We start from the raw sequence: 24,590 nt of genomic DNA, 5'->3' as shown, positions 1-24,590 counted from the left end.
AATCAGCGGTGACGGGCCTCCTCGCATGGGGAAGCGGCCAACCGGGTCAGGTGGGGAACCAAGCAGCCCTAACTGTGGAACCAGTGCCGAGGTAAGGTTCGTCACCTTTCGATGGAAAACCTCTTTGTAGACAAGAGGTCGTCTTCCAGAGAAAACTCTTTTCAGGTCTTTGCATCATTCTGGTCTGGCGCCTTGCCAACCACACAAGACCTAGGCGACCTCTCAAAGGTTGCTCTCAAGAGCGAAAATCCACCAGATTTGCTGCAATTCCGACTGACCTTCAGACAAGGTTTGGGCATGGCCGCGTCTCAACGCATCTGGGAACCTCTGACAAGTCAGGGCCAGAACTGCGTCAATCGCCCCTCGATGCCATGCTCGCGATATTGACTCTGCCAAGCGCGAATCTCCTACGCAGGCACTGACTGCCGCCGCGAGAGCTGCTTTTTTTGCCTTCTCTGACTCCCAAAGCATATGCGCCTTCACGGCTGACTCGGGGATTTTGTTCTTTCAAGGACGAGCGCCGGCAGCTAGGATGGCAGGCATCCTGCTCTCGCAAAAAACCTATGACTGAAACCGGGACTCCGAGGACAGCTTTCAAATTGGCCGAGTGGCTGAGACAGCTTCACCCCGCACTATTCGTCCTGGTCATTGCAGGGCTGACGTTCACCGCAACCGTCGTCGGCAACATTTTCCTGTCTTCATTGATAAGCACACCACCCACAGAGGGGCCGCTCAAATCGGCCTCTGTGGGCACCCGAATCGTCATGGGGTCGCTTGTCGGTCCGCTGCTTGAAACGGCTCTATTCCAAGCACTCCCATTTTGGCTGCTGATCCAGAAGCTGCGACTACCAAGCTATGTTGCCGTCTTCGCATCCGCCACCCTCTTTGGCCTGGCTCACAACTACTCCATTGAGTATGTGGTCCTAGCCTTCATTACAGGCCTCATTCTGGCTTTCGCCTATGCCTCGGTGCGCCCATCAACTGGCCGCGCGTTTGTCTTGGTGGCACTGAGCCACGCACTGCACAACGCCATCAGCACCGCCATCATGTATTGGGCGTGATTGCCCCCTCACTTGGGCCAGTACTTCACGATGCCGACTAAAGCCAGCAAAACCACAAACACGCCAAAGTACGAGACAGCTTGCACGTCCCCATAGTCATTGATATCTCTACCCGGTTTGGTCAGCTTCGGAAACTTCCCAAGCGTCAGCACCTTCAGCGCCAGCCAACCAGGCCAGAAGAACAGCAGCTCGAACGCCACTTGCTTGAAGATACTTCCCACAAAACTCAGAACAGCATCCATCTATGCGCCTCTGCAAGAATTTGAGGATCCGCCAGGATTAAAGCCACCGAGTGGCTGCCAACTCAGGCGGTAGGCTGGAAGGCGCGCGACTCGCCATCAACGCAGCACCCAAGTAAAAGCCTACGCCCAGCACCAAGCCATAGGCAATCTGCCAGGGCAAGGCCAAGGACTCAAAAGGCAGTTGTGCCAGCGCAAAAGACACAACTAAAAGAACCAAACCAAGCAACATGCCCTGCCTGTAGCAAGTCAGCATCTGCCCATGGCTGGGAATCTGTAGAAATGGCTCACCCCGTAAACGACGCAGCAACAAGGACATCGGAAGAACTCCCTTCAGCGAGACTTCATTCTTGGTGCTGCGGGCTAGCAGGTCAAGCATTGACAAGCCAGACTCACTCACCGCACAAGCCCGTTTGCTAGCAAGCGATGGCTTATGCTGCAACGCGCTCAGGCGCCTTGCAGGTATCCGGTCACCCCGTCAGCCACCCGAACACTGCTGGACATGCAGGCCGTCAGAAGGTAACCACCGGTCGGAGCTTCCCAGTCCAGCATTTCCCCCACACAGAACACGCCGGGCAAAGCCTGACACATACCGCGTTCGTCCAAGGCTTCAAGCCGCACGCCACCTGCCGTGCTGATGGCTTCATCCACGGGGCGTGCTGCCACCACCGTCACGGGCAAGGCCTTGATGGCGGCAGCCAGACGACGCGTATCCGCCATGCCGTCCTTGCCAAGCACCTCATACAGCAAACCAGCCTTGATGCCGTCAATACCCAAGCGCCCCTTCAAATGGCTGCTCAAGCTGCGTGAGCCCCGGGGATGCTGCACCTCGCTCAAAACACGCTCGGCACTGAACTGAGGCAGCAAGTCCAGCTCAAAAGTCGCCTTGCCCTGGCTTGCCACAGCATCCCGCAACAGAGCCGAAGCGGCATAGATCAGACTGCCCTCGACGCCGGTCTCCGTGGCAACAAACTCTCCCTGCTTGGCAAAGCTGCGGCCTTCTTCGTCAGTGAAACGCAGTGCCACGGACTTGAATGGCTGGCCTGCAAAGCGCTGTTTGAACACCGCGCTCCAACCCTGGTCAGCAGCAGCCAGGCCGCCCACATCAAAACCACAATTGGCCGCTTGCAACGGTGCAATATCCACGCCCTTTTCTTGCAGCAGAGGCAGCCAGGCGGCATCGGAACCCAAGCGCGCCCAGCTTCCGCCACCAGTGGCCAGCACCAGGGCACGGCAATGAACGCTCACCTCGCCTTTTTCCGCCTGAAAAACCGGATGATTGGCTGTATTCCATCCCGTCCAGCGGTGGCGCGTGTGAAAGCTCACCCCCTGAGACTTGAGGCGTACCAGCCAGGCACGCAGCAGCGGCGCAGCTTTCATATCGCTGGGAAAGACCCGTCCAGAAGTGCCTACAAAGGTGTCAAAGCCCAGCTCCTTCACCCATTGGCGCAGCTCGGCAGAGCCCCATTGCTCAAGCCAGGGCTTCAATTGCTCGCTGCGCTTGCCATAGCGCGTCACAAAGCTATCGAACGCTTCAGAATGGGTGAGATTCAGGCCGCCTTTGCCCGCCAGGAGAAACTTGCGCGCTGCCGACGCCTTGGTTTCAAAAACGCGCACCTTCAAACCCTGGGCGGCCAGCCGCTCCGCCACCATCAATCCCGAGGGGCCTGCGCCCACCACGGCTACATCACAGTTCATTGCAGCCGATTCCGATTCACTCATATCCCACCCGATTAACCGCTCAAGCGGCATTCAAATTGCGCTGCAATATAGGCCACCCCAACGGGCCTCCTGCAGCAAGGCTGCGCAGAATACCACCGGGGGCAAATGCAACAAGGCTCGCAGGAAATCCCGCGCAAGCCATGTCAACCCCGGCTTTCGCTATCAGCGCCATAGCAGCAAACAACCGTCCACACCAAGCATCGGGAGATGAGTTTCTGTCACAATAAACCGATAGAGGCGAATTAGCCGCCACTTTTCTTTGACTGAGAAAATCCAGGACTCACAATGGCCAGCGAATTGATCAAGCACATCACTGATGCGAGCTTTGAATCTGACGTACTGCAACCCGGCACCACCGTTCTCGTGGACTACTGGGCTGAATGGTGCGGCCCCTGCAAGATGATTGCCCCCATTTTGGACGATGCTGCAGAAAGCTATAAAGGCAAACTGCAGGTCACCAAGATGAACGTGGACGAAAACCGCGAAATCCCGGCCAAGTTCGGCATCCGCGGCATTCCCACGCTGATGCTGTTCAAGGATGGTCAGTTGGCCGCCACCAAGGTGGGCGCGCTGAACAAGACCCAGCTGTCGGCATTTCTGGATCAGCATCTGGCCTGATCTGCCACCAGCAAAAAAACAGCGGCCAAGACCTTTGTTCTTGGCCGTTTTTGTTTTCTCCTATACCCTTAAGACTTCTTCACCGCGCAGATCCTGATATCTGCACTGAAAAATCCTTGCCAGTCATCCGATTTTTCCTGTCATAATGTTTGAATCGCCGGTCTCCGCACGAGGCCGCGCTGAGATGTCTTCAGGCAAGCCTGCCCACTTTTCACGGTGTTTCTTAGGCTCTCGCCTCCCCCCTTTTTCTGGTTACTCCACTCCACCTTTGGAGTCATTTCATGCACCTTAATGAACTCAAGGCACTGCACGTGTCTGAAGTCTTGAAGCAGGCCGAAGCCCTCGAAATCGAAAACGTCGGCCGTATGCGCAAACAAGAATTGATGTTTGCCATCATCAAGAAACGCGCCAAAGCGGGTGAACAAGTTTTTGCCGACGGTGTGCTGGAAATCCTGCCCGATGGCTTTGGCTTTCTGCGCAGCCCCGACACCAGCTACACGGCCAGCACGGACGATATCTATATCTCCCCCAGCCAGGTCCGTCGCTTCAATCTGCACACCGGCGACATGATCGAAGGCGAAGTGCGCATCCCCAAGGATGGCGAGCGCTACTTTGCCCTGACCAAGCTGGACAAGGTCAACGGCGGCTCACCAGAGGCCAACAAGCACAAGATGATGTTTGAGAACCTGACGCCTCTGTTCCCCAAGGAACAGATGCGCCTGGAGCGCGACATGAAGGGTGAGGAGAACATCACCGGCCGCATCATCGACATCATTGCCCCCATTGGCCGCGGTCAACGCGCCCTGATCGTGGCACCGCCCAAGAGCGGCAAGACCATGATGATGCAAAGCATTGCCCACGCCATCACGGCCAACCACCCCGACGTGCACATGATGGTGCTGCTGGTGGACGAGCGCCCTGAGGAAGTGACGGAAATGCAGCGTTCCGTCAAGGGCGAGATCATTGCCTCCACCTTCGATGAGCCAGCTACCCGCCACGTTCACGTGGCCGAGATGGTGATCGAGCGCGCCAAGCGTCTGGTGGAACTGGGCAAGGATGTGGTCATTTTGCTGGACTCCATCACCCGTCTGGCCCGCGCCTACAACAACGTCGTGCCCAGCTCCGGCAAGGTGCTGTCCGGCGGCGTGGACTCCAACGCCCTGCAACGCCCCAAGCGTTTCTTTGGCGCAGCACGCAATGTGGAAGAAGGCGGCTCGCTGACCATCATCGCCACCGCACTGGTCGATACCGGCAGCCGCATGGACGAAGTGATCTTTGAAGAATTCAAGGGCACAGGCAACAGCGAACTGCACCTGAACCGCCGCCTGTATGAAAAGCGCGTGTTCCCGGCAATCGAGCTCAACAAGAGCGGCACCCGCCGCGAAGAGCTGCTGCTGGCGCCCGAAATTCTGCAAAAGACACGCATCCTGCGCCAGTTCATGTTCAATATGGACGAGATCGAGTCCATGGAACTGATGATCAAGAACATGAAGGCCACAAAGAACAATATCGAGTTCTTTGACATGATGCGCCGCGGCGGTTGATTCACCCCTGCAGCTCGTCTGCAGCCATGACAAAGGCCCCGCTTGCGGGGCTTTGTCGTTTCGAACCTAAGCACCTGGCGGCCCAATCTACCCAGTCACTCGAGCTCATTGAAGCCCATATGCCTGCATCGCAAAGGAAAGCCATCAGGCCATTTCCGTTCTGTGCAATAATGGAGGGCTTTTTCTATTGCGGAAAGTACGTCAAATTTCTGACTGCTACATGGGTTGTAGCGGGTTTGGCACGGCTACCGCACTTGACCAAAGGAAGATCATGAAAGAAGGCATTCACCCTAACTACCGCGAAGTTCTGTTCTCGGACCTGTCCAACGGCTTCAAGTTCGTGACACGTTCTTGCGTGAACACCAAGGAAACCGAAACCTTCGAAGGCAAGGAATACCCGCTGTTCAAGCTGGATACCTCCTCTGAATCGCACCCCTTCTACACCGGCACACAAAAGTCGGTGGACAACATGGGCGGCCGCGTGGAGAAGTTCCGCAACCGCTTCGGCAAGAAGTAATTCTCTCTTCTTTGCAAGCAAGGGCAGCCCGGGCAACCGTGCTGCCTTTTCTTTTTGAGCGACCTGTCTTGCTGCATGCAACTAGGGCACACTCGCTGGCGGCACGCCAAGAGGCCTCAGGCCTCAAACCCGCTCTTGATACAAGAGCATCAATCGAACGATATATACGGGCATAGCGTCATTTCTATTTGAAATGCCGAATGCTCTGCAGCTCACCAGGATTTTCGTGTGAATCAACCCACACCCGCCATCGTTGCCCAAAGTGCCGTGCGCCGCCTGCCGCGCTGGTCCCTGCTCCTGCTGTGCCTGGCCTATGTGGTGCCAGGCTTTGTCATGCGCGGGCCCTGGCGCTCGGCAGACATGGAGGCTTTCGGCTATATGCGGGAACTGGCCCTGGGCCATACCAGCTGGCTGGCGCCCCGCATTGCCGAACTCGCACCCGGCGCCGATGGCTTGCTGCCCTACTGGCTGGGCGCCCTCTCCATGCAGCTGTTTCAGGGCCTGCTCGGACCCGAGATGGCTGCGCGCCTGCCGTTCGCCGGCCTTTTGGTACTGGTTCTGGCCGCCACCTGGTGGGGCGCTTATTACTTGGCCCGTTCGCCCGGTGCCCAGCCCGTGGCCTTTGCTTTCGGTGGCGAGGCCCAGCGGGTGGACTATGCCCGGGCCATGGCTGATGCCGCCCTGCTGGCGCTGGTCGCCAGCCTGGGCCTGGCCCAGCCCTCGCACGAAACCACGGCCTATGTCACCCAGCTGGCCTTCACGGCCATGCTGTTTTTCGCGGCAGCGGCCAACCCCTATCACCCCTTCAAGGCCGGTATCGCGCTGCTGCTGGGCATGACGGGTCTGGCGCTGAGCGGCGCCCCCACCATGGCCGTGCTGTTCGGCCTGGGCGGCTGCCTGATTGCCCTGACTCAGCGCAGCTGGGGCGATGCCGCTGAAGCCAATCCCCGCCAGTCCATCATCTGGGCGTTGATCTGGGTCGCAGCCACCGCCGTGGCGGTGGCGCTGACCACCGCCCTGGATCTCTGGGTCTGGCATCTGGTGAACACCAGCACAGCCAAGGACTGGAGCAGCCTGCTGCAGCTGCTGCTGTGGTTTTGCTGGCCGGCCTGGCCGCTGGCCTTGTGGACGCTCTGGGTCTGGCGCCGCCAGATCGCCCAGCCGCGCAGCAACCCTCATCTGAGTACGGCACTGTGGTTTTCTGTCGTGCCTTTGATTGCCTGCTTTGTCAGCTACCCCGCAGACCGCGCCCTGCTGCTGGGCCTACCGGCCATTGCCACGCTGGCGGCTTTTGCTCTGCCCACCTTCCGGCGCAGCATCAGCGCGCTGATCGACTGGTTCACGCTGCTGTTCTTCAGCATCTCGGCCATCGCCATCTGGGTGATCTGGCTGGCATTCCAGACAGGCTATCCACCCAAGATCGCCAGCAATATCGCGCGCCTGGCGCCACAATTCGAGGCCAGCATTGACTGGCTGACCGTGCTGATCGCCTTGCTGGCCAGTGCCGGCTGGGTGATGCTGGTGATCTGGCGCACTTCGCGCAATCGCGCCGCCATCTGGAAAAGCCTGGTGCTGCCGGCGGGCGGCACCACATTGGCCTGGCTGCTGATGTGTACCTTGTGGATGCCGCTGCTGGACCATGCACGCAGCTACGAGGCACAGATGAAGCTGCTTGCCGTCCCCATGCAAGCCAACCAGCAACAAGGCTGCATGCTGACCTACGGACTGGGCCGCGCCCAGATCTCGGCCCTGCGCTATTACCTGCATGTGGATACGGCCTTGCTGCGCCGCGCCAAGCCCGGCCAATGCGAATGGCTGGTGGTCGATGAAGACCGCTGGGCCGGTGATCACAACCAAAAATTGCGGGAAGGCTGGAATCAAGTGGCTCGCATCAAGCGGCCTACCGACCGCAAGGAAACCCTGCTCTTGCTGCGCCATGGCAGCAAGCCATGAGCACCAGTGCCGAGATAAAGCACATAGGCCGCCATGCGCTCACGGTGCTGGCCGGCCAGCTGGCCGTGATGGCGTTCGGCACGACCGACACCATTGTTGCCGGCCGCTACTCCGATAACGCCGTGGCCGCCCTGTCGGTAGGGGCGGCCATTTTCATCAGCGTCTACGCCTCGCTGATGGGCATCTTCCAGGCGCTTTTGCCCTTGTGGGCCGAGCAACGCGGCGCCCAGCAACCTCTGGCCATTGGCAGGTCGCTGCGCCAGTCCATGTATCTGTGCGTGATTGCATGCATCGCAGGCATGGCCGTACTCCTCATGCCGGATCCGCTGCTGCGCTGGACCCATGTGCCTGAGGCGCTGCAGCACGAAGTCAAGCTTTACCTGGCCGTACTGGCCTTTGGCCTGCCGCCGGCGCTGCTGTTTCGCATTTTCAGCGCACTCAATCAGGCCCTAGGCCACCCACAGCTGGTCACCTGGCTGCAGCTGCTCTCGCTGATCGTCAAGGTGCCGCTGTCCATCTGGTTCACCTTTGGCGGCGCAGGCCTGCCGGCCATGGGCGCCGTGGGATGCGCCTGGGCCACTCTGACGGTCAACTACCTCATGTTTTTCGTGGCACTGCAGTTGCTGCGGCTGCAGCCGATTTACGCCCCCCTGGCCTTGTGGCACCAACCGGAGCGCCCGGACTGGACGATGCTGGGCCACTTTGTGCGCCTGGGCATTCCTGCGGGTCTGGCCATTCTGGTGGAAGTGACCTCCTTCACGCTGATGGCCTTGTTTGTGGCGCGCCAGGGCACACTGGCCTCGGCCGGCCATCAGATTGCAGCCAATCTGGCGGCCATTTGCTATATGGTGCCGCTGTCGCTGGCGATTGCCACCAGCGCCCGCGTAGGCTACTGGCGCGGTGCAGGTGACGAAGCCCTGGCACGCCGCCTGATTTCAAAGTGTTTTTGGCTTGCAGCGCTTATAGGTATTACGCTATCAGCTCTTGTATTCATAGCAAAGCACTGGATTGCAAGCATCTATACCAGCAGCCCGGAAGTCATTGCACTGGCCTCGCTGCTGCTGAGCTGGGTGGCCATTTATCACTGCGCCGACGCCGTGCAGACTTTTTGCATTTTTGTGCTGCGCTGCTACCGCATCACCGTGGCGCCGCTCATCATCTATTGCCTGCTGCTTTGGGGCGGCGGCCTGGGCCTGGGATACTGGCTGGCCTATGAATGGCAAGCAGGAGCGCGCTGGAGCGATCTCCAGCACAGCCCTTTGCCCTTCTGGCTGGCCAGCGCAGCCGCCTTGCTGGTAACCGCTCTGGCCTTCAGCGCCATCTTGTACCGCGCCATACGTCAGCCTCAGCCCATGCCTGAAGCCTAATCGGCTGAGGCCACCTGAGGCGGTAGCAACACGGTTTGCGCCTGGCGAATGCGCAGCGGCGGAAAGGTCACCGCAAATTCCGAGCCCTGACCCACAGTGCTGCTGATGCTCAGCGTGGCACCATGGCGCTGCAGCACATGCTTGACGATGGCCAGACCCAAGCCCGTGCCGCCGGTATCCCGCGAGCGGCTGCGATCCACACGGTAAAAGCGCTCCGTCAGCCGTGTGATGTGCTTGGGGTCTATGCCGGCACCGGAATCCTTGACGGCAAAGCGGGCCGAACCATCGGGCAGGCTTTCCCAGCGCACCACGATCCGGCCGCCGGCCGGCGTGTAGCGCATGGCATTGCCCAGCAGATTGGAAAACGCGCTGTGCAGCTCGGCACTGGCACCGGCCACCTCACCGGCCAGGGCCAGCACCTCATCGGCGGGAAACTCCAGCATATGCGGCCTGGCCTGCTTGCGCGTGAGCGCGGTAGACAAGCCACGCGCCTCGTTCTCGCAACGCTGCAGCAGCTGGCGTACCGACACCCAGTCGTTGCTGCTGGGTAAAGGACTGCCTTCCAGCCGCGAGAGAGTCAGCAAATCTTCCACCAGATGCTGCATGCGCTCGGCCTGCTGGGCCATCAGCTCCAGGTAGCGATTGCGCTCCGCCTCTTCCAGCGGCAGGTTCTGCAAGGTTTCCACAAAACCGGCGAGCACCGTCAGCGGCGTGCGGATTTCATGCGAGACATTGGCCACAAAATCGCGGCGCATGGCCTCGGCCTGCTCCAGCGCCGTCACATCGCGCGCCAACAGCAGCCTACGCCCTTCCCCGTAGCCATAAAGCTGCACCGAGAGTTTGACGGGGCGCGAAGGCGTGCTTTCACGCCCTTGCATGACCAGGTCGTGCGCGAAATCCTGCGCTGCAAAATAGGCGCTGAACTGAGGGTCGCGCACCAGATTGCCAATGCTTTGCATCACATCCCGATCCGCATCGAAGCCGAACTGACGGGCAGCAATCTGGTTGCACCATTCAATACGGCCCTGGGCATCGAGCAAGACCACGCCGTTGGGGCTGGCCTGCAGGGCCGACAAAATATCGTTCAGGCGCTGGTCACCTTGCTGCACCTGTTGCACGCTTTGGCGAATCCAGCGACGCATGCGCACGCCGGCTTCGCCCCAGATGCCCGAGAGATTGGGCACGGCACCCAGCTCGGATTGGCGCAGCCAGCGCAGCAGCTGCGCACCATTCCAGCTATCCACCAGCCACCAGATCCAGCCGCCTATCAACGCCCCGGCCAGTACGGCAACGGATTGCTGTACCAGCTTGGCTTCGGGATGAATGAGATAGACCCAGACCAGCCAGGCCACCAGGGCGGCAGCGATCTGAGAGGCCAATAATCGAAAACCACGCCACCCCATAATTGCTTTCTGTTGTGATTTTTGGCGGCCCAGCCAGGCCGGGCCGAGGTTTGGCGAAACGAAATCAGGCCAGGGCCTGGGCACTGAAGCGGTAGCCCGCACCGCGCACGGTTTCAATCAGCACGCCGGCCACGCCCAGCGACTCGCGCAGGCGTTTGACGTGCACATCCACCGTGCGTTCTTCGATGAACACATGATCGCCCCAGACCTTGTCCAGCAACTGGGCACGGCTGTGCACGCGCTCGGGGTGCTTCATCAGATAGTTGAGCAGCTTGAACTCGGTAGGCCCTACCTTGAGCAAGTCCCCCTGCCAGCTCACGCGATGGGCGGCGGCATCCAGCACCAGCTCGCCCACGCTGACCTTGTCCTGCACCTGCTCGGGAGCACGGCGCCTGAGCACGGCACGAATCCGGGCCAGCAACTCCTGCGTGGAAAAAGGCTTGGTGATGTAGTCATCCGCCCCCGCATCCAGGCCAGCCACCTTGTCAGGCTCGTCGCCACGCGCGGTCAGCATCAGAATCGGCACGCTCTTGGTACGCGCATCCGCACGCCATTTGCGCGCCAGCATCAGCCCGCTGGAGCCTGGCAACATCCAGTCCAGCAAGATGACATCGGGCAGCACGGCATCGAGTTCACGCTGTGCCGACACGCCATCTTCGGCCCAGACGGGCTGAAAACCGTTGTGACGCAGGTTGACCGCAATCAGCTCCGCAATGGCCGGTTCGTCCTCTACGATGAGGACCATGGGCATCTTCTTCATCCCTGGCTTGCCTCCTGCTTAACGCAACGCAGATTCGATATCTGCCATCGTCTGATGGCGTACATCCTTGCCTTCGACAAGGTAGATGATCAGCTCGGCCACATTCTTGGAATGGTCTCCGATGCGTTCGATCGCCTTGGCCAAAAACAGCAGGTCCAGGCTGGCAGAAATCGTGCGCGGATCTTCCATCATGTAGGTGATGAGCTTGCGCACAAAGCCGTCGAATTCCTCGTCAATCAGATCGTCTTCCTTGAGGATGACAACCGCTGCCTTGGTGTCCAGGCGTGCAAAAGCATCCAGCGTCTTGCGCAGCAACTCGGAGGCCATTTCGGCCGCCACCCGCAAATCGCCCGTGGGCAAAGAGCGCGAAGCACCGCCATCGATGATGGACTTGACCATGCGGGCCATCTTGCAGGCCTCGTCACCCATGCGCTCCAGATTGGCCGTTGCCTTGGAAAACGCGATCAGCAAGCGCAGATCACGGGCCGTAGGCTGGCGGCGGGCAATGATGGAAGAAAGCTCATGGTCAATCTCCACTTCCATGGCATTGACGCGCTTTTCGGTGCTGATGACCTGCTCCACGGCATCGGTGTTGAAGCTGGTCAGGGCATAAACGGCCTGGCGAATCTGCGACTCCACCAAACCGCCGAGTTCCATCACGCGGGCGGAGACGCGGTTGAGTTCGGTATCAAACTGACTGGAGAGATGTTTTTCTGTCATTGTTGGCTCCTCAACCAAAACGGCCGGTAATGTAGTCTTCGGTTTCCTTGCGCTGGGGCTTGAAGAACATCTGTTCGGTTTCGCCGAACTCCATCAGGTCGCCCAGATACATATAGGCCGTGTAATCGCTGCAACGCGCGGCCTGCTGCATGTTGTGGGTCACGATGACCACGGTGTAGTCGTTCTTGAGCTCCGCAATCAGCTCTTCGATCTTGGCGGTAGAAATCGGGTCCAATGCCGAGCAGGGCTCGTCTAGCAGCAACACTTCAGGCTTGATGGCAATACCGCGCGCAATGCACAGGCGTTGCTGCTGACCGCCCGACAGGCCCGAGCCGCTTTGCTGCAGCTTGTCCTTGACTTCGTTCCACAGCGCAGCCTTGCGCAGCGCCCATTCCACGCGATCATCCATATCGGAAGCGTTGAGGTTTTCAAACAGCTTCACGCCAAAAGCGATGTTGTCGTAGATGGACATGGGAAACGGCGTGGGCTTCTGAAACACCATGCCGACCTTGGCACGGATCAAGGCCACATCCTGCTTGCTGGTCAGCAGGTTCTCGCCATCCAGCAGGATCTGGCCTTCAGCACGCTGCTCGGGATACAGCTCGAACATGCGATTGAAAGTACGCAGCAGCGTGGATTTTCCGCAACCCGAGGGGCCGATGAAGGCCGTGACTTTTTTCTCGGGAATGTCGAGGTTGATGTTCTTCAGGGCATGGAACTTGCCGTAATAGAAGTTCAGGTCGCGCACGGCCAGCTTGGAGCTGCCAGGTGTGGTGGATGTGGTTGCAGTCATGTTCATACCATTGATGAATTACTTTTGACGGGTAATGAAACGCGCCAGGATATTCAGCCCCAGCACGGCCACGGTGATCAGGAACACACCGGCCCAGGCCAGTTGTTGCCAGTTCTCATACGGGCTCATTGCAAATTTGAAGATGGTCACAGGCAGGCTGGCCATGGGTTTGGACAGGTCTGCATTCCAGAACTGGTTGTTGAGGGCCGTGAACAGCAGCGGCGCGGTTTCGCCGGCAATCCGTGCCACAGCCAGCAGCACGCCGGTGATCACGCCAGCACGGGCTGCACGCAGCGTCACCATCATGATGACCTTCCACTTGGGCGTACCCAGCGCGTATGCGGCTTCGCGCAGGCTGGCAGGCACCAGCACCAGCATGTTTTCCGTGGTACGGATCACCACCGGAATCACGATCAGCGCCAGCGCCACCACCCCGGCATAGCCCGAGAAGCTCTTGAAGCGGGTGACCACCACGGTGTAGACAAACAGGCCGATCACGATGGACGGGGCCGACAGCAGAATGTCATTCACAAAGCGCGTGGTGGATGCCAGCCAGCTTTTCTTGTCGTACTCGGCCAGATAAACCCCGGCCATCACGCCAATAGGCGTGCCCACGAAAGTGGCCAAAGCCACCATGATGAACGAGCCGAAGATGGCGTTGGCGATACCGCCCACCTCATTGGGCGGCGGCGTCATCTGCGAGAACAGGGCAACGCTCAGGCCACCCATACCCTGGCGAATGGTTTCCCAGAGAATCCAGACCAGCCAGAACACGCCGAAAGCCATGGCGGCCAGCGACAGCGCCAGGGCCACCTGATTGAGGCGCTTGCGCTGGTTGTACTTAGCCTGACGAACGGCGGCCAGTTCCGACGCGGAGATCATCTTTGCGGACGTCGAGTTCATGAACGCGCTCCCTCATTCTTTTGCAGGCGGCTGAGCAAGACCTTGGACAGTGCCAGCACCACAAAGGTGATGAAGAACAGCACCAGACCCAGATAGATCAGCGAAGCCTGATGCAGGCCCTCGCCGGCTTCGGCGAACTCGTTGGCCAGAGCCGAAGTGATGCTGTTGGCAGCCTCGAACACCGACAGCGAGTTCAGCTGATTCATATTGCCGATCACAAAGGTCACGGCCATGGTCTCGCCCAGAGCGCGGCCCAGGCCCAGCATCACGCCGCCCAGCACACCAGTCTTGGTATAGGGCAGAACCACCTTCCAGACCACCTCCCAGGTGGTGGAACCCAGGCCGTAGGCAGACTCCTTGAGCAGAGCCGGCGTCACTTCGAACACATCACGCATCACCGAAGCGATGAAGGGGATGATCATGATGGCCAGGATGATGCCGGCCGACAAAATGCCGATACCTACGGGCGGACCGGAGACAAAGGCCCCCAGATAAGGCACGCCGTCAAACAGCTTTTGCAGCGGCTGCTGCACATAGGTGGCCAGCACGGGGCCGAACACCATCAAACCCCACATGCCGTAAACAATCGAGGGCACGGCGGCCAGCAGCTCGATGGCTGTACCCAGCGGGCGCTTGAGCCAGGCGGGCGACAGCTCGGTCAGAAACAAGGCAATGCCAAAGCTTACGGGCACGGCAATCAGCAGCGCAATCAGCGAGGTGGCCAAAGTGCCGTAAATCATGACCAGACCACCGTATTGATCCTGCACCGGATCCCATACGCTGCGCGTCAGAAAGCTCAGACCATATTCGCTGATGGCTGGCCAGGCGCCGATCAGCAGAGAAATCATGATGGCCATTAACAGGGCCAGCGTCAGCAAGGCCGCTGCACGTGCCATGCCGCCAAACAAACGATCCGCCAGACGCCCTGAGATCAGGGGCGCGCGTGGCGGAGGAGGAGTGTGCCGCTGGGCAGATTCTTGAGAGGTCATGGCAGCCAGCGAGCCGGAGGGCGACGTAGTGGACACGTTCAGCGCCTTTATTCGCGTGAGTTGTGAAAAGCCTGATGCTAGGTGCAGCACTGCAGTGCCGCACCCAGCTCAGAGATTACTGCAGTGGCAAAGCCTTGCCGGAGCTATCCTTGATTTGAGCCCAGGACTTGTAGATCACGTTCTTGACAGCGTCGGGCATGGGCACGTAGTCCAGATCGGCAGCGGTCTTGTCGCTCGATTTGTAGGCCCATTCAAAGAACTTCAGCGAAGCGACGGCCTGGGCGGGCTTTTCCTGGGTCTTGTGCATCAGGATAAAGGTCGCGCTGGTGATGGGCCATGCATCCTTGCCGGGCTGGTTGGTCAGGATCTGGTAGAAGCTCTTGGTCCAGTCGGCACCGGCAGCGGCGGCCTTGAAAGTCGCGTCGTCGGGAGAGACATAGGTGCCGTCAGCCGACTTGAGCTGGGTATAGGTCAGCTTGTTTTGCTTGACATAGGCGTACTCCACATAACCGATGGAGTTGGGCAGACGGCCCACAAAAGCGGCCACGCCTTCGTTACCCTTACCACCTGCGCCCGTGGGCCAGTTCACAGCCTTGCCCTCACCCACTTTTTCCTTCCACTCGGCATTGACCTTGGACAGGTAGTTGGTGAAGCCGAAAGTCGTGCCCGAGCCATCGGCGCGGCGCACGGGAGCAATGGTGGCATCAGGCAGAGGGACACCGGGGTTCAGAGCCACAATGGCTGCATCGTTCCACTTGGTGATCTTGCCCAGATAGATATCGCCCAGCACCTGACCGGAGAGCTTGAGTTGACCGGGAGCAATGCCCTTGATGTTGACCACGGGCACGATGCCGCCGATCACCGTGGGAAACTGCACCAGGCCCTTCTTGGCCAGCTCGTCATCCTTCAGAGGCTCATCCGAAGCACCGAAATCCACCGTCTTGGCTTCAATCTGCTTGACACCCGCGCTGGAGCCCACGGATTGGTAGTTGATCTTGACGCCAGTAGCCTTGTGATAGTCCGCGGCCCACTTGGAGTACAAAGGAGCCGGGAAGCTCGCACCGGCACCGGTAGCTTCTTGCTGAGCAAACGCTTGGCCCAGGCCACCAGCAGACAAAGCACCAGCCACCAGAACGTGAATCAGGGACAACTTCATGAAACGACCTCTTAGGGTTGAAAGATTCGATGACTGAACTGTAAAAACCATTTATGACAACGTCGTGACATCTACATTTTCATCGTCATAAATAAAATGACAGCGTTTTCAGCGTCATGCTGCTGTCATATTGCCTTCTCAGACTGGCTTACCCTCGCCCGAGCAGGCTCTTTGTCCACGCCCGGCACGCTGGCACGAATACCTGAGCAAAACCAAGTCACACCCGAGAACTGCAACCCGAATGCAGCCTGCTCAGGCATATTTCGGTGCTGACTGTCCTCCGTCAGGCCATGCCGTCAAGCCACCCGTGGTTTGGAGCGGATGCCTGACTTCATTTTCCACCTTGACCCGCTTAGACATGGCCCCCGAATCTTTGCTTGCCGCCGTTGATCTTGGCTCCAACAGTTTTCGCCTTGAAATTGGGCGCGTAGGCTCTCACCAGCGCATAGAACGCGTGGAGTACCTCAAGGAAACCGTGCGCCAGGGCAACGGCCTCAACTCCAGACACGAACTGAGCGCCCAGGCCATGCAGCGCGGCTGGGAGTGCCTGGCCCGCTTTGGCGAGCGACTGACAGGTTTTGCCCCCGGGCGCGTGCGCGCCGTGGCCACGCAAACCTTGCGCGAAGCCATCAATGCAGAGGAATTTGTCACTCGCGGCAGCGAACTGCTGGGCTTTCCCATCGAGATCATTTCCGGCGAAGAAGAAGCCAGACTGATTTACCGCGGCGTCTCCAGCTCGCTGCCGCCCAGCCAGCAACGGCGCCTAGTGATCGATATCGGCGGACGTTCCACCGAAATCATCATCGGCCAACACAGCCAGGCTTTGCAGCTGGCATCGTTTCCTCTGGGCAGCGTGTCCTGGAGTTCGAAATTCTTTGCCGACGGCGCACTGAGCAAATCCAATTTCGCCGCCGCCATCGCCGCCGCCAAGGAATGCCTGGCCGATGCCCGCCTGGCCTACCCCGGCACGGCCTGGGATTGTGCCTACGCGTCTTCAGGCACGGCCAATGCCGTGGCCGATGCGCTGACGGCCCAAGGTCTGGACGGAAAAATCATCACCCGCAGCAAGCTGCGCCAGCTCTACCAGCAGTTGCTGGACATAGGCCATGTGGACAGACTGCGCATTCCAGGCCTCAAGGAAGACCGCCGCCCCGTGGTGGCCGGCGGCATCAGCGTGATGCTGGCCGTGGTGGAGTTGCTGGACATTGCCGAGCTGGAAGTCGCCCAGGGAGCGCTGCGCCAAGGCGCGCTGCACGATCTGCTGGACCATGAGCCTCCGGCCGACAAGGAAGCCGCCGAAGTGCTGGCCCTACAGCAGGACTTCGGCGTCGATACCGTACAGGCACAGCGCGTATCCCGTATTGCCAGCGATCTGTGGCAACGCATTCAAGGCGATGCTGCCAAGCCCATGAGCCAGCAGGCCCTGCTCACCGCCGCGCAGTTGCATGAGGTGGGCATGCGCATCTCGCTGAACGACTACCACCGCCACGGCGCCTATATCTGCGAGCATTGCGGCTTTGCGACCTGGGAAAGCAGCCTGCGCGAAAGAATCACCCAACTGGTGCTGGGCCACCAAGGCAAGCTGCGCAAACTCGAACATGTGATTGACAACCCCGATCTGGCTTTGCCCCTGATGGCCTTGCGCATTGCCACCCAACTCAGCCACGCACGCCGCGACCCGCAGACCCAAGGCCTGGATTTGCAGCGCGACGGCAGCGAATGCAAGCTGAGCACCCCTGCCGGCTGGGCCGCCGCCTATCCACAGTCGGCTCGCCTGCTGGAGCTGGAGGCCGCGGCCTGGAGCAAGACGCCCTGGAGCCTCAAGCTGCTGCTGCGCTAAGACTGACCACCACCAAAAAAGGGACTGTAGAAACAGTCCCTTTTCATTTCGACTATCAAAACATGAGTATCCAGCGCTTTTCAATGCTTGAGTTTCAGGCCAAAAAAGCTTGAAATCCTTATCAATCAAGCGCTGACAGCTACCGATTTCAACAGCACTGACCAAGCAGAATCAACTCGCAGGCCCGTAGCGCAGCATCAGCGCGTGCTGAGCCCCCTGACCTGAAGCAGGATGCAAGGGCTTGCTGTAAGTGCCGTCGGCATTGAGCAGCCAGGCATCGCGGTCGTCGCACAGATAGGCCACCAAGCATTCGTCAATCACGCGCTGGCGCAGCTTTTTATCGAGCACCGGCCAGGCCAGTTCCACTCGTCGCAGCATGTTGCGGTTCATCCAGTCTGCGCTGGAAAGGAACAGCTCCTCTTGCTTGCCCCAAGAGAAATAGAACACCCGCGAGTGCTCCAGAAACCGGCCGATGATGGAGCGCACGCGAATATTGGGCTGTACCGGCAGCATGCAGGCACCGCGCACAATCAGGTCGATCTGTGCGCCGTTGCGTCCGGCATCCACCAGAGCGCTCATCAGCGCCTCGTCCGTCAAGGCATTCATCTTGAGCACGATGCGGGCATGATCGCCCTTGGCTGCAGCTGCAGCTGCACCCACCTGGGCAATCAGCTCCAGCATGCGGCTTTGCAGATGAAACGGCGCCATCACCAGTTTTTGCAACGTGGGCAAGGTGTTGTGGCTGGAGAGGTGGCGGAACACCGCATCCATGTCCTCGGTGATCTGCGGATCGCAGGTCAGCTGGCTGATATCGGTATACAGCCTGGCGCTGCGCACGTTGTAATTGCCCGTGGACAGGTGCGCGTAACGCTTGAGCTGGCCGCTGCGCTTCTCGCGCCGCGTGATGAGCAGCATCTTGGCGTGGGTCTTGAGCCCTACCACGCCATACACCACTTGCACCCCCAGGGACTCCAGCTTCTCTGCCCAGTTGATATTGGCCTCTTCGTCAAAGCGGGCCTTGAGCTCCAGCACGGCCAGCACTTCCTTGCCACGGCTGACAGCTTCGGCCAGCAAACTCATGATCTCGGAGTCAGAGCCCGTGCGGTAAATCGTTTGCTTGATGGCCAGCACCTGCGGATCGTTCACGGCCTCGCGCAGCATCTCCAGCACCGAGTCAAAACTCTCGAAAGGCTGATGGATGATGATGTCGCTTTTGCGCATCTGGGCCAAGATGGGACGACCGGGAACCAGCTGCAGAGGCCAGGCCGGCTTCCACTTGGGAAACAGCAGCGAAGGGTCATCCACCAGATCGATGAGCTGCATCTGGCGCACCAGATTCACAGGGCCTTTGACGCGAAACAGCGCCTGCTCGGGCAAGCCGTATTGCTCCAGCAGCAGGTCCGAGAGAATGGGCGAGCAAGACGATGACACTTCCAGGCGCACGGCCTGACCATAGTGGCGGTGATGCAAACCCTGGCGCAAAGCCATGCGCAAGTCCACCACATCCTCCTCATCCACGGCCAGATCAGAATGGCGTGTGACGCGGAACTGGGAAAACTCGGCCACCTCCCGCCCTGGGAACAGCTCGGCCAGATGCGCGCGCACCACGCTGGAGATGCTCACATACAAGCGCTGCTTGCCTGAAATCCTGGCGGGCAACGGAATCAAGCGCGGCAAGGCGCGCGGCACCTTGACGATAGCCACCTCGTTGGCGCGCCCAAAAGCGTCCACACCGTTGAGGCGAACGATGAAGTTCAGCGCCTTGTTGGCAACCTGCGGAAAAGGATGGGAAGGATCCAGCCCCACCGGCATGAGCAGGGGCTGGACTTCGCGCAGAAAATACTCGCGCACCCACTTGCGCTGAGCCACACTGCGATCACCGTGCGAAATCAGACGGATGTGGTGTTTGGCAAAAGCGGGAATGATGGACTGGTTGTAGAGCAGATACTGGCGTGCGACCAGTTCGTGCGCCGTGTCCATCAGCGCGGCGAAACTGCTGCGGGTGTACAGCCCGGCTTCATCGCCCGTTTTGGCGGCCGATACATGAGGAGCGCTGCGCACCTCGAACCACTCATCAAGGTTGGAGGAAACAATGCACAGATAGCGCAGGCGCTCCAACAAAGGAACGTCTTCGCGCTCGGCCCAGTTGAGCACCCGCTCGTTGAAGGAAAGAATGCTGTGATCTCGGTCCAGCAACTCCACCGATGGCACCACCTCTGCATCTAAAGGCTTGGCTTTCACGTTCGATGCCTCCTGTACCGCCTCAGTGTATGCAGGCGGCATCTTGGGGGAAGAAGGAAATGCCAGCACTGCCGCCACTGCTGGCGCGCTGTCTGGCCCTGGCCTCATGCTAACGTCTGCGCCGTGGCCTGGGTGCGCCGCAGCGGGTACTGCGGCAACTATCTCTGCGGTGGAAGATGAAGAAATGGCGGACTGCGCATCGGCGTCAACGGCCAAGACTGCAGCGGAAGAACCCGAAATGGACTGAGACATGTCACAACGGAGCCTGTGCGGCCCGAGAGCGCTCGAATGAGCTTTGTAACAGTCTGCCTCAGCTTCGTGACAGTCATATGACCGATTGATGACATCTTCTGATCTGCAGCGTCACACAGGCTGTGTCGTCAACCGACAGCACAGCCGTGGCCCAGACAGATCAGGCCGCTCTGGCGGCGTCGGCCAGACGCTGCGCACAGCGGTTGGCCAGCTCGGCCTCGCGGGTTTCGACCATGACCCGCAACAAGGGCTCGGTGCCGCTGGCGCGGATCAGCACCCGGCCGGTATCGCCCAACTCCTGCTCGACCAGCACCTGCTCCTGGGCCAGCTTGGTATTACTCTTCCAGTCCTGACCCGGCTGCAGGCGCACATTGATCATGACCTGAGGGAAAAGCTGCACCTTCTCCAACCACTGCGCCAAACTCTTGCCGGAACGCACACAGGCCTGCAGAACCTGCAGCGCGCTGATCAGACCATCGCCCGTGGTGTGCTTGTCCAGCGCCAGCAGGTGGCCCGAGCTTTCACCGCCCAGCTGCCAGCCATTGCGACGCAAAGCCTCCAGCACATAGCGATCGCCCACTTTGGCACGCTCAAAGCCCACGCCCTGCGCCTTGAGTGCCAGCTCCACCGCCATATTGGTCATCAGCGTGCCCGCCACGCCCGGCACTGGTTCGCCGCGTACCAAGCGATCTGCAGCCATCAGATACACCAGCTCATCGCCGTTGTACAAACGCCCCTGTCCGTCGACCAGTTGCAGGCGGTCGGCATCGCCATCCAGCGCAACGCCGAAATGGGCCTTGTTGGCGCGCACGGCTGTCACCAAGGCCTCGGGATGGGTGGCCCCCACGCCTTCGTTGATATTGAGCCCATCGGGCGCACAGCCAATGGCCACCACATCGGCACCCAGCTCGTGAAACACCTTGGGCGCGATCTGGTAGGCCGCTCCGTGAGCCGCATCGACCACGATTTTCACACCGCGCAAGGAGAGGCTCTGATCAAACGAGCTTTTGCAAAATTCGATATAGCGGCCCGCTGCGTCATCCAGGCGGCGCGCCTTACCCAGGCTAGCGGAGTCCACCCAGACCGGCTCCTCCTTCAAGGCCTGCTCTACCGCTTCTTCCCATTCGTCGGAAAGCTTGGTGCCTTCGGCGCTGAAGAATTTGATGCCGTTGTCATAAAACGGATTGTGGCTGGCACTGATCACCACACCCAGGCTCGCGCGCTGCGCGCGGGTGAGATAGGCCACGCCGGGCGTGGGAAGCGGACCCAGCAGCATGACATCCACGCCTGCCGAATTGAAGCCGGACTCCAGAGCACTTTCCAGCATATAGCCGGAGATACGGGTGTCCTTGCCAATCAGCACCAGCGGGCGCTCTTGCGTGCGACGCAGCACACGCCCGACCGCATGTGCCAGGCGCAACACAAAGTCTGGCGTGATGGGCGACTTGCCCACCAGTCCGCGAATGCCATCGGTGCCGAAATACTGACGCGCCATAGTTTCCTCGTTCTTTTTAGCGATTAGCCGATACCTGAATTCAAGCGTGATCAGCGGCCGAAGCCTGCATGGCTTGCCAGACAGCCAAAGCGGCCACGGTTTGCTCCACATCGTGAACCCGCACCACCCGCGCACCACGCTCAACCGCCAGCAAAGCAGCGGCGACACTGGGCACCATACGCTGATCCACCGGCAAGCCCGTCACCTGCCCCAAAGAGCCTTTGCGCGACCAGCCTGCCAGAAGCGGAAAGTCTAGGCCCAGCAAGTCCTGCTGATGTGCAAGCAAGGCAAAATTTTGTGCCACGCTTTTGCCAAAGCCAATGCCGTAATCCCAGACGATGCGCTCACGCGCGACTCCGGCATCCAGCAAAGGCTGCGTGGTTTGCAGCAAGAAGTCACGCACCTGCACCACCACATCGCCTTGCATGTGATCCAGATGCATCTCCTGGGGCGTCTTGTGCATATGCATCAGGCACACGCCGCAGCTGGGGTGCTGAACCATCACCTGCTGCGCACCCGGCTGGCGCAAGGCCCAGATGTCATTGATGATGTCAGCCCCCAGATCCAGCGCGGCTTGCATGACTTCGGGTTTGTAGGTATCGATGGACAAAGGAACGTTCAGCTTGACCGCTTCCTTGATCACGGGAAGCACGCGCTTCAACTCCTCATCCAGAGGAACCGCCGGAGACCCGGGACGAGTGGATTCGCCGCCGATATCCAGAATATGCGCCCCCTGTGTGAGCAGCAACTGCGCATGCGCCATGGCACCCGATACGCCGCTGTGCGCACCGCCATCCGAAAACGAATCGGGCGTGACGTTGACAATGCCCATGACCTGAGGCTTGCTCAGATCCAGCACAAAGCGCGAGGTTTGCCATTGCTGCGACATAAATGATTTTTCCGAAAAAAGTGACAAAAAACAAAAGGTCCCGAAGGACCTTTTGTGGGTGCAATGCGCTCAGGCCGCTGTCGGTGAAGGCTCGGAGCTAGACTCCGGCGTACCACCCGACGAATTGCCACCATCCGAAGATGGAGGGTTGCGAGGCGTCCAGTCCTTGGGCGGACGCGGCGCCTTGCCAGCCATGATGTCGTCCAGCTGTTCAGCGTCAATAGTTTCCCAGTCCAGCATCGCCTTGGCCATGGCGTGCATCTTGTCCGAATTGTCTTCGATCAGCTTGCGTGCCAAGTGGTACTGCTCGTCAATGATGCGACGCACTTCAGCATCGACCTTTTGCATGGTCTCTTCGCTGATGTTGCTGGGCTTGCTCATGGAGCGGCCCAGGAACGGTTCGCCTTCCTGCTCGGCATACACCATGGGGCCCAGGGCATCGGTCATGCCATAGCGCGTCACCATGTCGCGTGCGATCTGCGTGGCACGTTCAAAGTCGTTCGACGCACCAGTCGTCATCTGGTTCATGAAAACTTCTTCGGCAATACGGCCACCAAACAGCATGGCGATCTGGTTGAGCATGAACTCCTTGTCATAGGAGTAACGGTCCTTTTCGGGCAGGCTCATCGTCACGCCCAAAGCACGGCCGCGCGGAATGATGGTGACCTTGTGCACCGGATCGCACTTGGGCAACAACTTGCCTATCAATGCGTGGCCCGCTTCGTGGTAAGCCGTGTTGCGGCGCTCTTCTTCAGGCATGACCATGGACTTGCGCTCAGGGCCCATGATGATCTTGTCCTTGGCCTTCTCGAAGTCCTGCATCTCCACCGTGCGTGCATTGCGACGCGCAGCCATCAGAGCGGCTTCATTGCACAGATTGGCCAGATCGGCGCCGGACATGCCGGGTGTGCCACGCGCAATGATGGCGGGGTTCACATCCTGACCGACGGGAATCTTGCGCATGTGCACATTGAGAATCTGCTCACGGCCACGAATGTCGGGCAAGGTCACATAGACTTGGCGGTCAAAACGTCCGGGACGCAGCAAGGCGGCATCCAGAATGTCGGGGCGGTTGGTGGCCGCCACAACGATCACGCCGAGGTTGGTTTCAAAACCGTCCATCTCAACCAGCATCTGATTCAGAGTCTGCTCGCGCTCGTCATTGCCGCCGCCCATGCCGGCGCCACGCTGGCGACCCACGGCATCGATTTCATCGATGAAGATGATGCAAGGAGCGTTCTTCTTGGCGTTCTCGAACATGTCGCGCACGCGGGCCGCACCCACACCGACGAACATTTCGACAAAGTCGGAGCCGGAGATCGAGAAAAATGGCACCTTGGCTTCGCCGGCAATCGACTTGGCCAGCAAGGTCTTGCCGGTACCGGGAGGGCCGACCAGCAGCAGACCGCGGGGAATGCGTCCGCCCAGCTTCTGGAACTTATTGGGGTCCTTCAGGAAGTCCACGACTTCCTTGACTTCTTCCTTGGCTTCGTCGCAACCGGCCACATCGGCAAAAGTGACCGTGTTGTTGTTTTCGTCGAGCATGCGCGCCTTGGACTTGCCAAAGCTGAAAGCGCCGCCCTTGCCGCCGCCCTGCATCTGGCGCATGAAGTACACCCATACGCCAATCAGCAGCAGCATGGGGCCCCAGCTGACCAGCAAAGTCATCAGCAAGGAGCCTTCCTCGCGGGGCTTGACATCAAACTTGACGTTGTTGTTGATCAGATCGCCCACCAAGCCGCGGTCCAGGTAAGTGGCCGTGGTGCGGACCTTGCGGTCGTCGGTGGTCGTGGCAACGATCTCGGTGCCGCCAGCGCCTTCCTGGATGGTGGCGCTGCGGATGCGATTGCTGCGCACTTGGTCCAGAAACTCGGAATAGCCAACATGCGATGCACTGCCAGCGCCTCGGGTGTCAAACTGTTTGAACACCGTAAAAAGCACCATGGCAATGACGAGCCAGACGGCAACTTTTGAAAACCACTGATTGTTCAAGCGGGGCTCCAAAGAAATACAGATGAAAGGGCCGAAAGGGCTTCCGAACCTATTTGAGGTTCATTTTAGGTGTTTCAAGCACCCGGGAGACTTAATCCCCTCTATAGCGGCCATAGACAGAACACGGGTTTGGGCA

At 59.6% G+C, this 24,590-nt stretch carries 21 protein-coding genes and 1 other RNA gene; 8 read left to right on the top strand and 14 right to left on the bottom strand.

Annotated features, from left to right (window positions below):
• Positions 1 to 10: 10 nt before the first annotated feature.
• Positions 11 to 106: signal recognition particle sRNA small type (ffs, locus tag ACNAZA_RS07655), an RNA gene on the top strand.
• 457 nt (positions 107 to 563) lie between these two features.
• A complete protein-coding gene (locus ACNAZA_RS07650) occupies positions 564 to 1,061 on the top strand; it encodes a CPBP family glutamic-type intramembrane protease (RefSeq protein WP_415795905.1) in 498 nt (165 codons plus the stop codon).
• 8 nt (positions 1,062 to 1,069) lie between these two features.
• On the opposite strand, the gene ACNAZA_RS07645 is transcribed toward ACNAZA_RS07650, so the two are convergent.
• From ACNAZA_RS07645 to ACNAZA_RS07635, 3 genes are all read right to left on the bottom strand, one after another.
• Positions 1,070 to 1,303, bottom strand: a complete 234-nt coding sequence (locus ACNAZA_RS07645; protein WP_415795904.1) for a hypothetical protein — start codon at positions 1,301 to 1,303, stop codon at positions 1,070 to 1,072.
• A gap of 37 nt (positions 1,304 to 1,340) precedes the next feature.
• Positions 1,341 to 1,679: a hypothetical protein gene (locus tag ACNAZA_RS07640; RefSeq protein WP_415795903.1), complete on the bottom strand. Its 339-nt coding sequence runs from the start codon at positions 1,677 to 1,679 to the stop codon at positions 1,341 to 1,343.
• Positions 1,680 to 1,747: 68 nt separating this feature from the next.
• Positions 1,748 to 2,998 (bottom strand): TIGR03862 family flavoprotein, encoded by a 1,251-nt coding sequence (locus ACNAZA_RS07635; protein ID WP_415795902.1) that lies wholly within the window; start codon positions 2,996 to 2,998, stop codon positions 1,748 to 1,750.
• 309 nt (positions 2,999 to 3,307) lie between these two features.
• On the opposite strand from ACNAZA_RS07635, the gene trxA reads away from it, so the two are divergent.
• From trxA to ACNAZA_RS07610, 5 genes are all read left to right on the top strand, one after another.
• Positions 3,308 to 3,640, top strand: coding sequence for a thioredoxin TrxA (gene trxA, locus ACNAZA_RS07630; protein WP_120969219.1), 333 nt, complete (start codon positions 3,308 to 3,310; stop codon positions 3,638 to 3,640).
• Between the two features lie 281 nt (positions 3,641 to 3,921).
• On the top strand, positions 3,922 to 5,184 hold the full coding sequence (gene rho, locus ACNAZA_RS07625; RefSeq protein WP_120969222.1) for a transcription termination factor Rho: 1,263 nt from the start codon (positions 3,922 to 3,924) through the stop codon (positions 5,182 to 5,184).
• 271 nt (positions 5,185 to 5,455) lie between these two features.
• Positions 5,456 to 5,701 (top strand): type B 50S ribosomal protein L31, encoded by a 246-nt coding sequence (locus ACNAZA_RS07620; RefSeq protein ID WP_120969225.1) that lies wholly within the window; start codon positions 5,456 to 5,458, stop codon positions 5,699 to 5,701.
• A 228-nt stretch (positions 5,702 to 5,929) separates the two neighbouring features.
• Positions 5,930 to 7,654 carry a hypothetical protein gene (locus ACNAZA_RS07615; protein ID WP_415795900.1) on the top strand — a complete coding sequence of 575 codons (1,725 nt, stop codon included), beginning with the start codon at positions 5,930 to 5,932 and terminating at the stop codon, positions 7,652 to 7,654.
• Positions 7,651 to 9,021, top strand: coding sequence for an MATE family efflux transporter (locus tag ACNAZA_RS07610; protein ID WP_415795898.1), 1,371 nt, complete (start codon positions 7,651 to 7,653; stop codon positions 9,019 to 9,021). Before ACNAZA_RS07615 ends, ACNAZA_RS07610 begins: the two co-directional genes overlap by 4 nt.
• Here ACNAZA_RS07610 and phoR read toward each other — a convergent pair.
• The 7 genes from phoR to pstS form a co-directional block, all read right to left on the bottom strand.
• On the bottom strand, positions 9,018 to 10,424 hold the full coding sequence (gene phoR / locus ACNAZA_RS07605; RefSeq protein ID WP_415795896.1) for a phosphate regulon sensor histidine kinase PhoR: 1,407 nt from the start codon (positions 10,422 to 10,424) through the stop codon (positions 9,018 to 9,020). The two genes, ACNAZA_RS07610 and phoR, sit on opposite strands and share 4 nt — an antisense overlap.
• A 64-nt stretch (positions 10,425 to 10,488) precedes the next feature.
• Positions 10,489 to 11,184, bottom strand: a complete 696-nt coding sequence (phoB, locus tag ACNAZA_RS07600; protein WP_415795895.1) for a phosphate regulon transcriptional regulator PhoB — start codon at positions 11,182 to 11,184, stop codon at positions 10,489 to 10,491.
• Positions 11,185 to 11,202: 18 nt separating this feature from the next.
• Positions 11,203 to 11,904 carry a phosphate signaling complex protein PhoU gene (gene phoU, locus ACNAZA_RS07595; RefSeq protein ID WP_120969240.1) on the bottom strand — a complete coding sequence of 234 codons (702 nt, stop codon included), beginning with the start codon at positions 11,902 to 11,904 and terminating at the stop codon, positions 11,203 to 11,205.
• 10 nt (positions 11,905 to 11,914) lie between these two features.
• On the bottom strand, positions 11,915 to 12,697 hold the full coding sequence (gene pstB / locus ACNAZA_RS07590; RefSeq protein WP_415795894.1) for a phosphate ABC transporter ATP-binding protein PstB: 783 nt from the start codon (positions 12,695 to 12,697) through the stop codon (positions 11,915 to 11,917).
• An 18-nt stretch (positions 12,698 to 12,715) separates the two neighbouring features.
• Complete coding sequence (gene pstA, locus ACNAZA_RS07585) at positions 12,716 to 13,600, bottom strand: phosphate ABC transporter permease PstA (protein WP_415795893.1); 885 nt, start codon at positions 13,598 to 13,600, stop codon at positions 12,716 to 12,718.
• Positions 13,597 to 14,589 (bottom strand): phosphate ABC transporter permease PstC, encoded by a 993-nt coding sequence (pstC, locus tag ACNAZA_RS07580; protein WP_415796095.1) that lies wholly within the window; start codon positions 14,587 to 14,589, stop codon positions 13,597 to 13,599. The genes pstA and pstC overlap by 4 nt, the downstream gene beginning before the upstream one ends.
• 115 nt (positions 14,590 to 14,704) lie before the next feature.
• Positions 14,705 to 15,745 (bottom strand): phosphate ABC transporter substrate-binding protein PstS, encoded by a 1,041-nt coding sequence (gene pstS, locus ACNAZA_RS07575; protein ID WP_415795892.1) that lies wholly within the window; start codon positions 15,743 to 15,745, stop codon positions 14,705 to 14,707.
• Between the two features lie 358 nt (positions 15,746 to 16,103).
• On the opposite strand from pstS, the gene ACNAZA_RS07570 reads away from it, so the two are divergent.
• On the top strand, positions 16,104 to 17,585 hold the full coding sequence (locus tag ACNAZA_RS07570; protein ID WP_415795891.1) for a Ppx/GppA phosphatase family protein: 1,482 nt from the start codon (positions 16,104 to 16,106) through the stop codon (positions 17,583 to 17,585).
• A 171-nt stretch (positions 17,586 to 17,756) separates the two neighbouring features.
• On the opposite strand, the gene ppk1 is transcribed toward ACNAZA_RS07570, so the two are convergent.
• The 4 genes from ppk1 to ftsH all read right to left on the bottom strand — a co-directional run bounded on the left by ppk1 (position 17,757) and on the right by ftsH (position 24,454).
• Positions 17,757 to 19,868: a polyphosphate kinase 1 gene (gene ppk1, locus ACNAZA_RS07565; protein WP_415796094.1), complete on the bottom strand. Its 2,112-nt coding sequence runs from the start codon at positions 19,866 to 19,868 to the stop codon at positions 17,757 to 17,759.
• Positions 19,869 to 20,238: 370 nt separating this feature from the next.
• A complete protein-coding gene (glmM, locus tag ACNAZA_RS07560) occupies positions 20,239 to 21,573 on the bottom strand; it encodes a phosphoglucosamine mutase (protein ID WP_415795890.1) in 1,335 nt (444 codons plus the stop codon).
• Between the two features lie 40 nt (positions 21,574 to 21,613).
• Positions 21,614 to 22,462, bottom strand: a complete 849-nt coding sequence (folP, locus tag ACNAZA_RS07555; RefSeq protein ID WP_415795889.1) for a dihydropteroate synthase — start codon at positions 22,460 to 22,462, stop codon at positions 21,614 to 21,616.
• A 69-nt stretch (positions 22,463 to 22,531) separates the two neighbouring features.
• A complete protein-coding gene (gene ftsH / locus ACNAZA_RS07550) occupies positions 22,532 to 24,454 on the bottom strand; it encodes an ATP-dependent zinc metalloprotease FtsH (RefSeq protein ID WP_120969257.1) in 1,923 nt (640 codons plus the stop codon).
• Positions 24,455 to 24,590 lie beyond the last annotated feature (136 nt).

Source organism: Comamonas aquatilis (assembly GCF_965139575.1).
Taxonomy (GTDB): domain Bacteria; phylum Pseudomonadota; class Gammaproteobacteria; order Burkholderiales; family Burkholderiaceae_C; genus Comamonas; species Comamonas aquatilis.
Note: the sequence above shows the minus strand (reverse complement) of the source record. Positions and strands in the feature narration are given on the sequence as shown.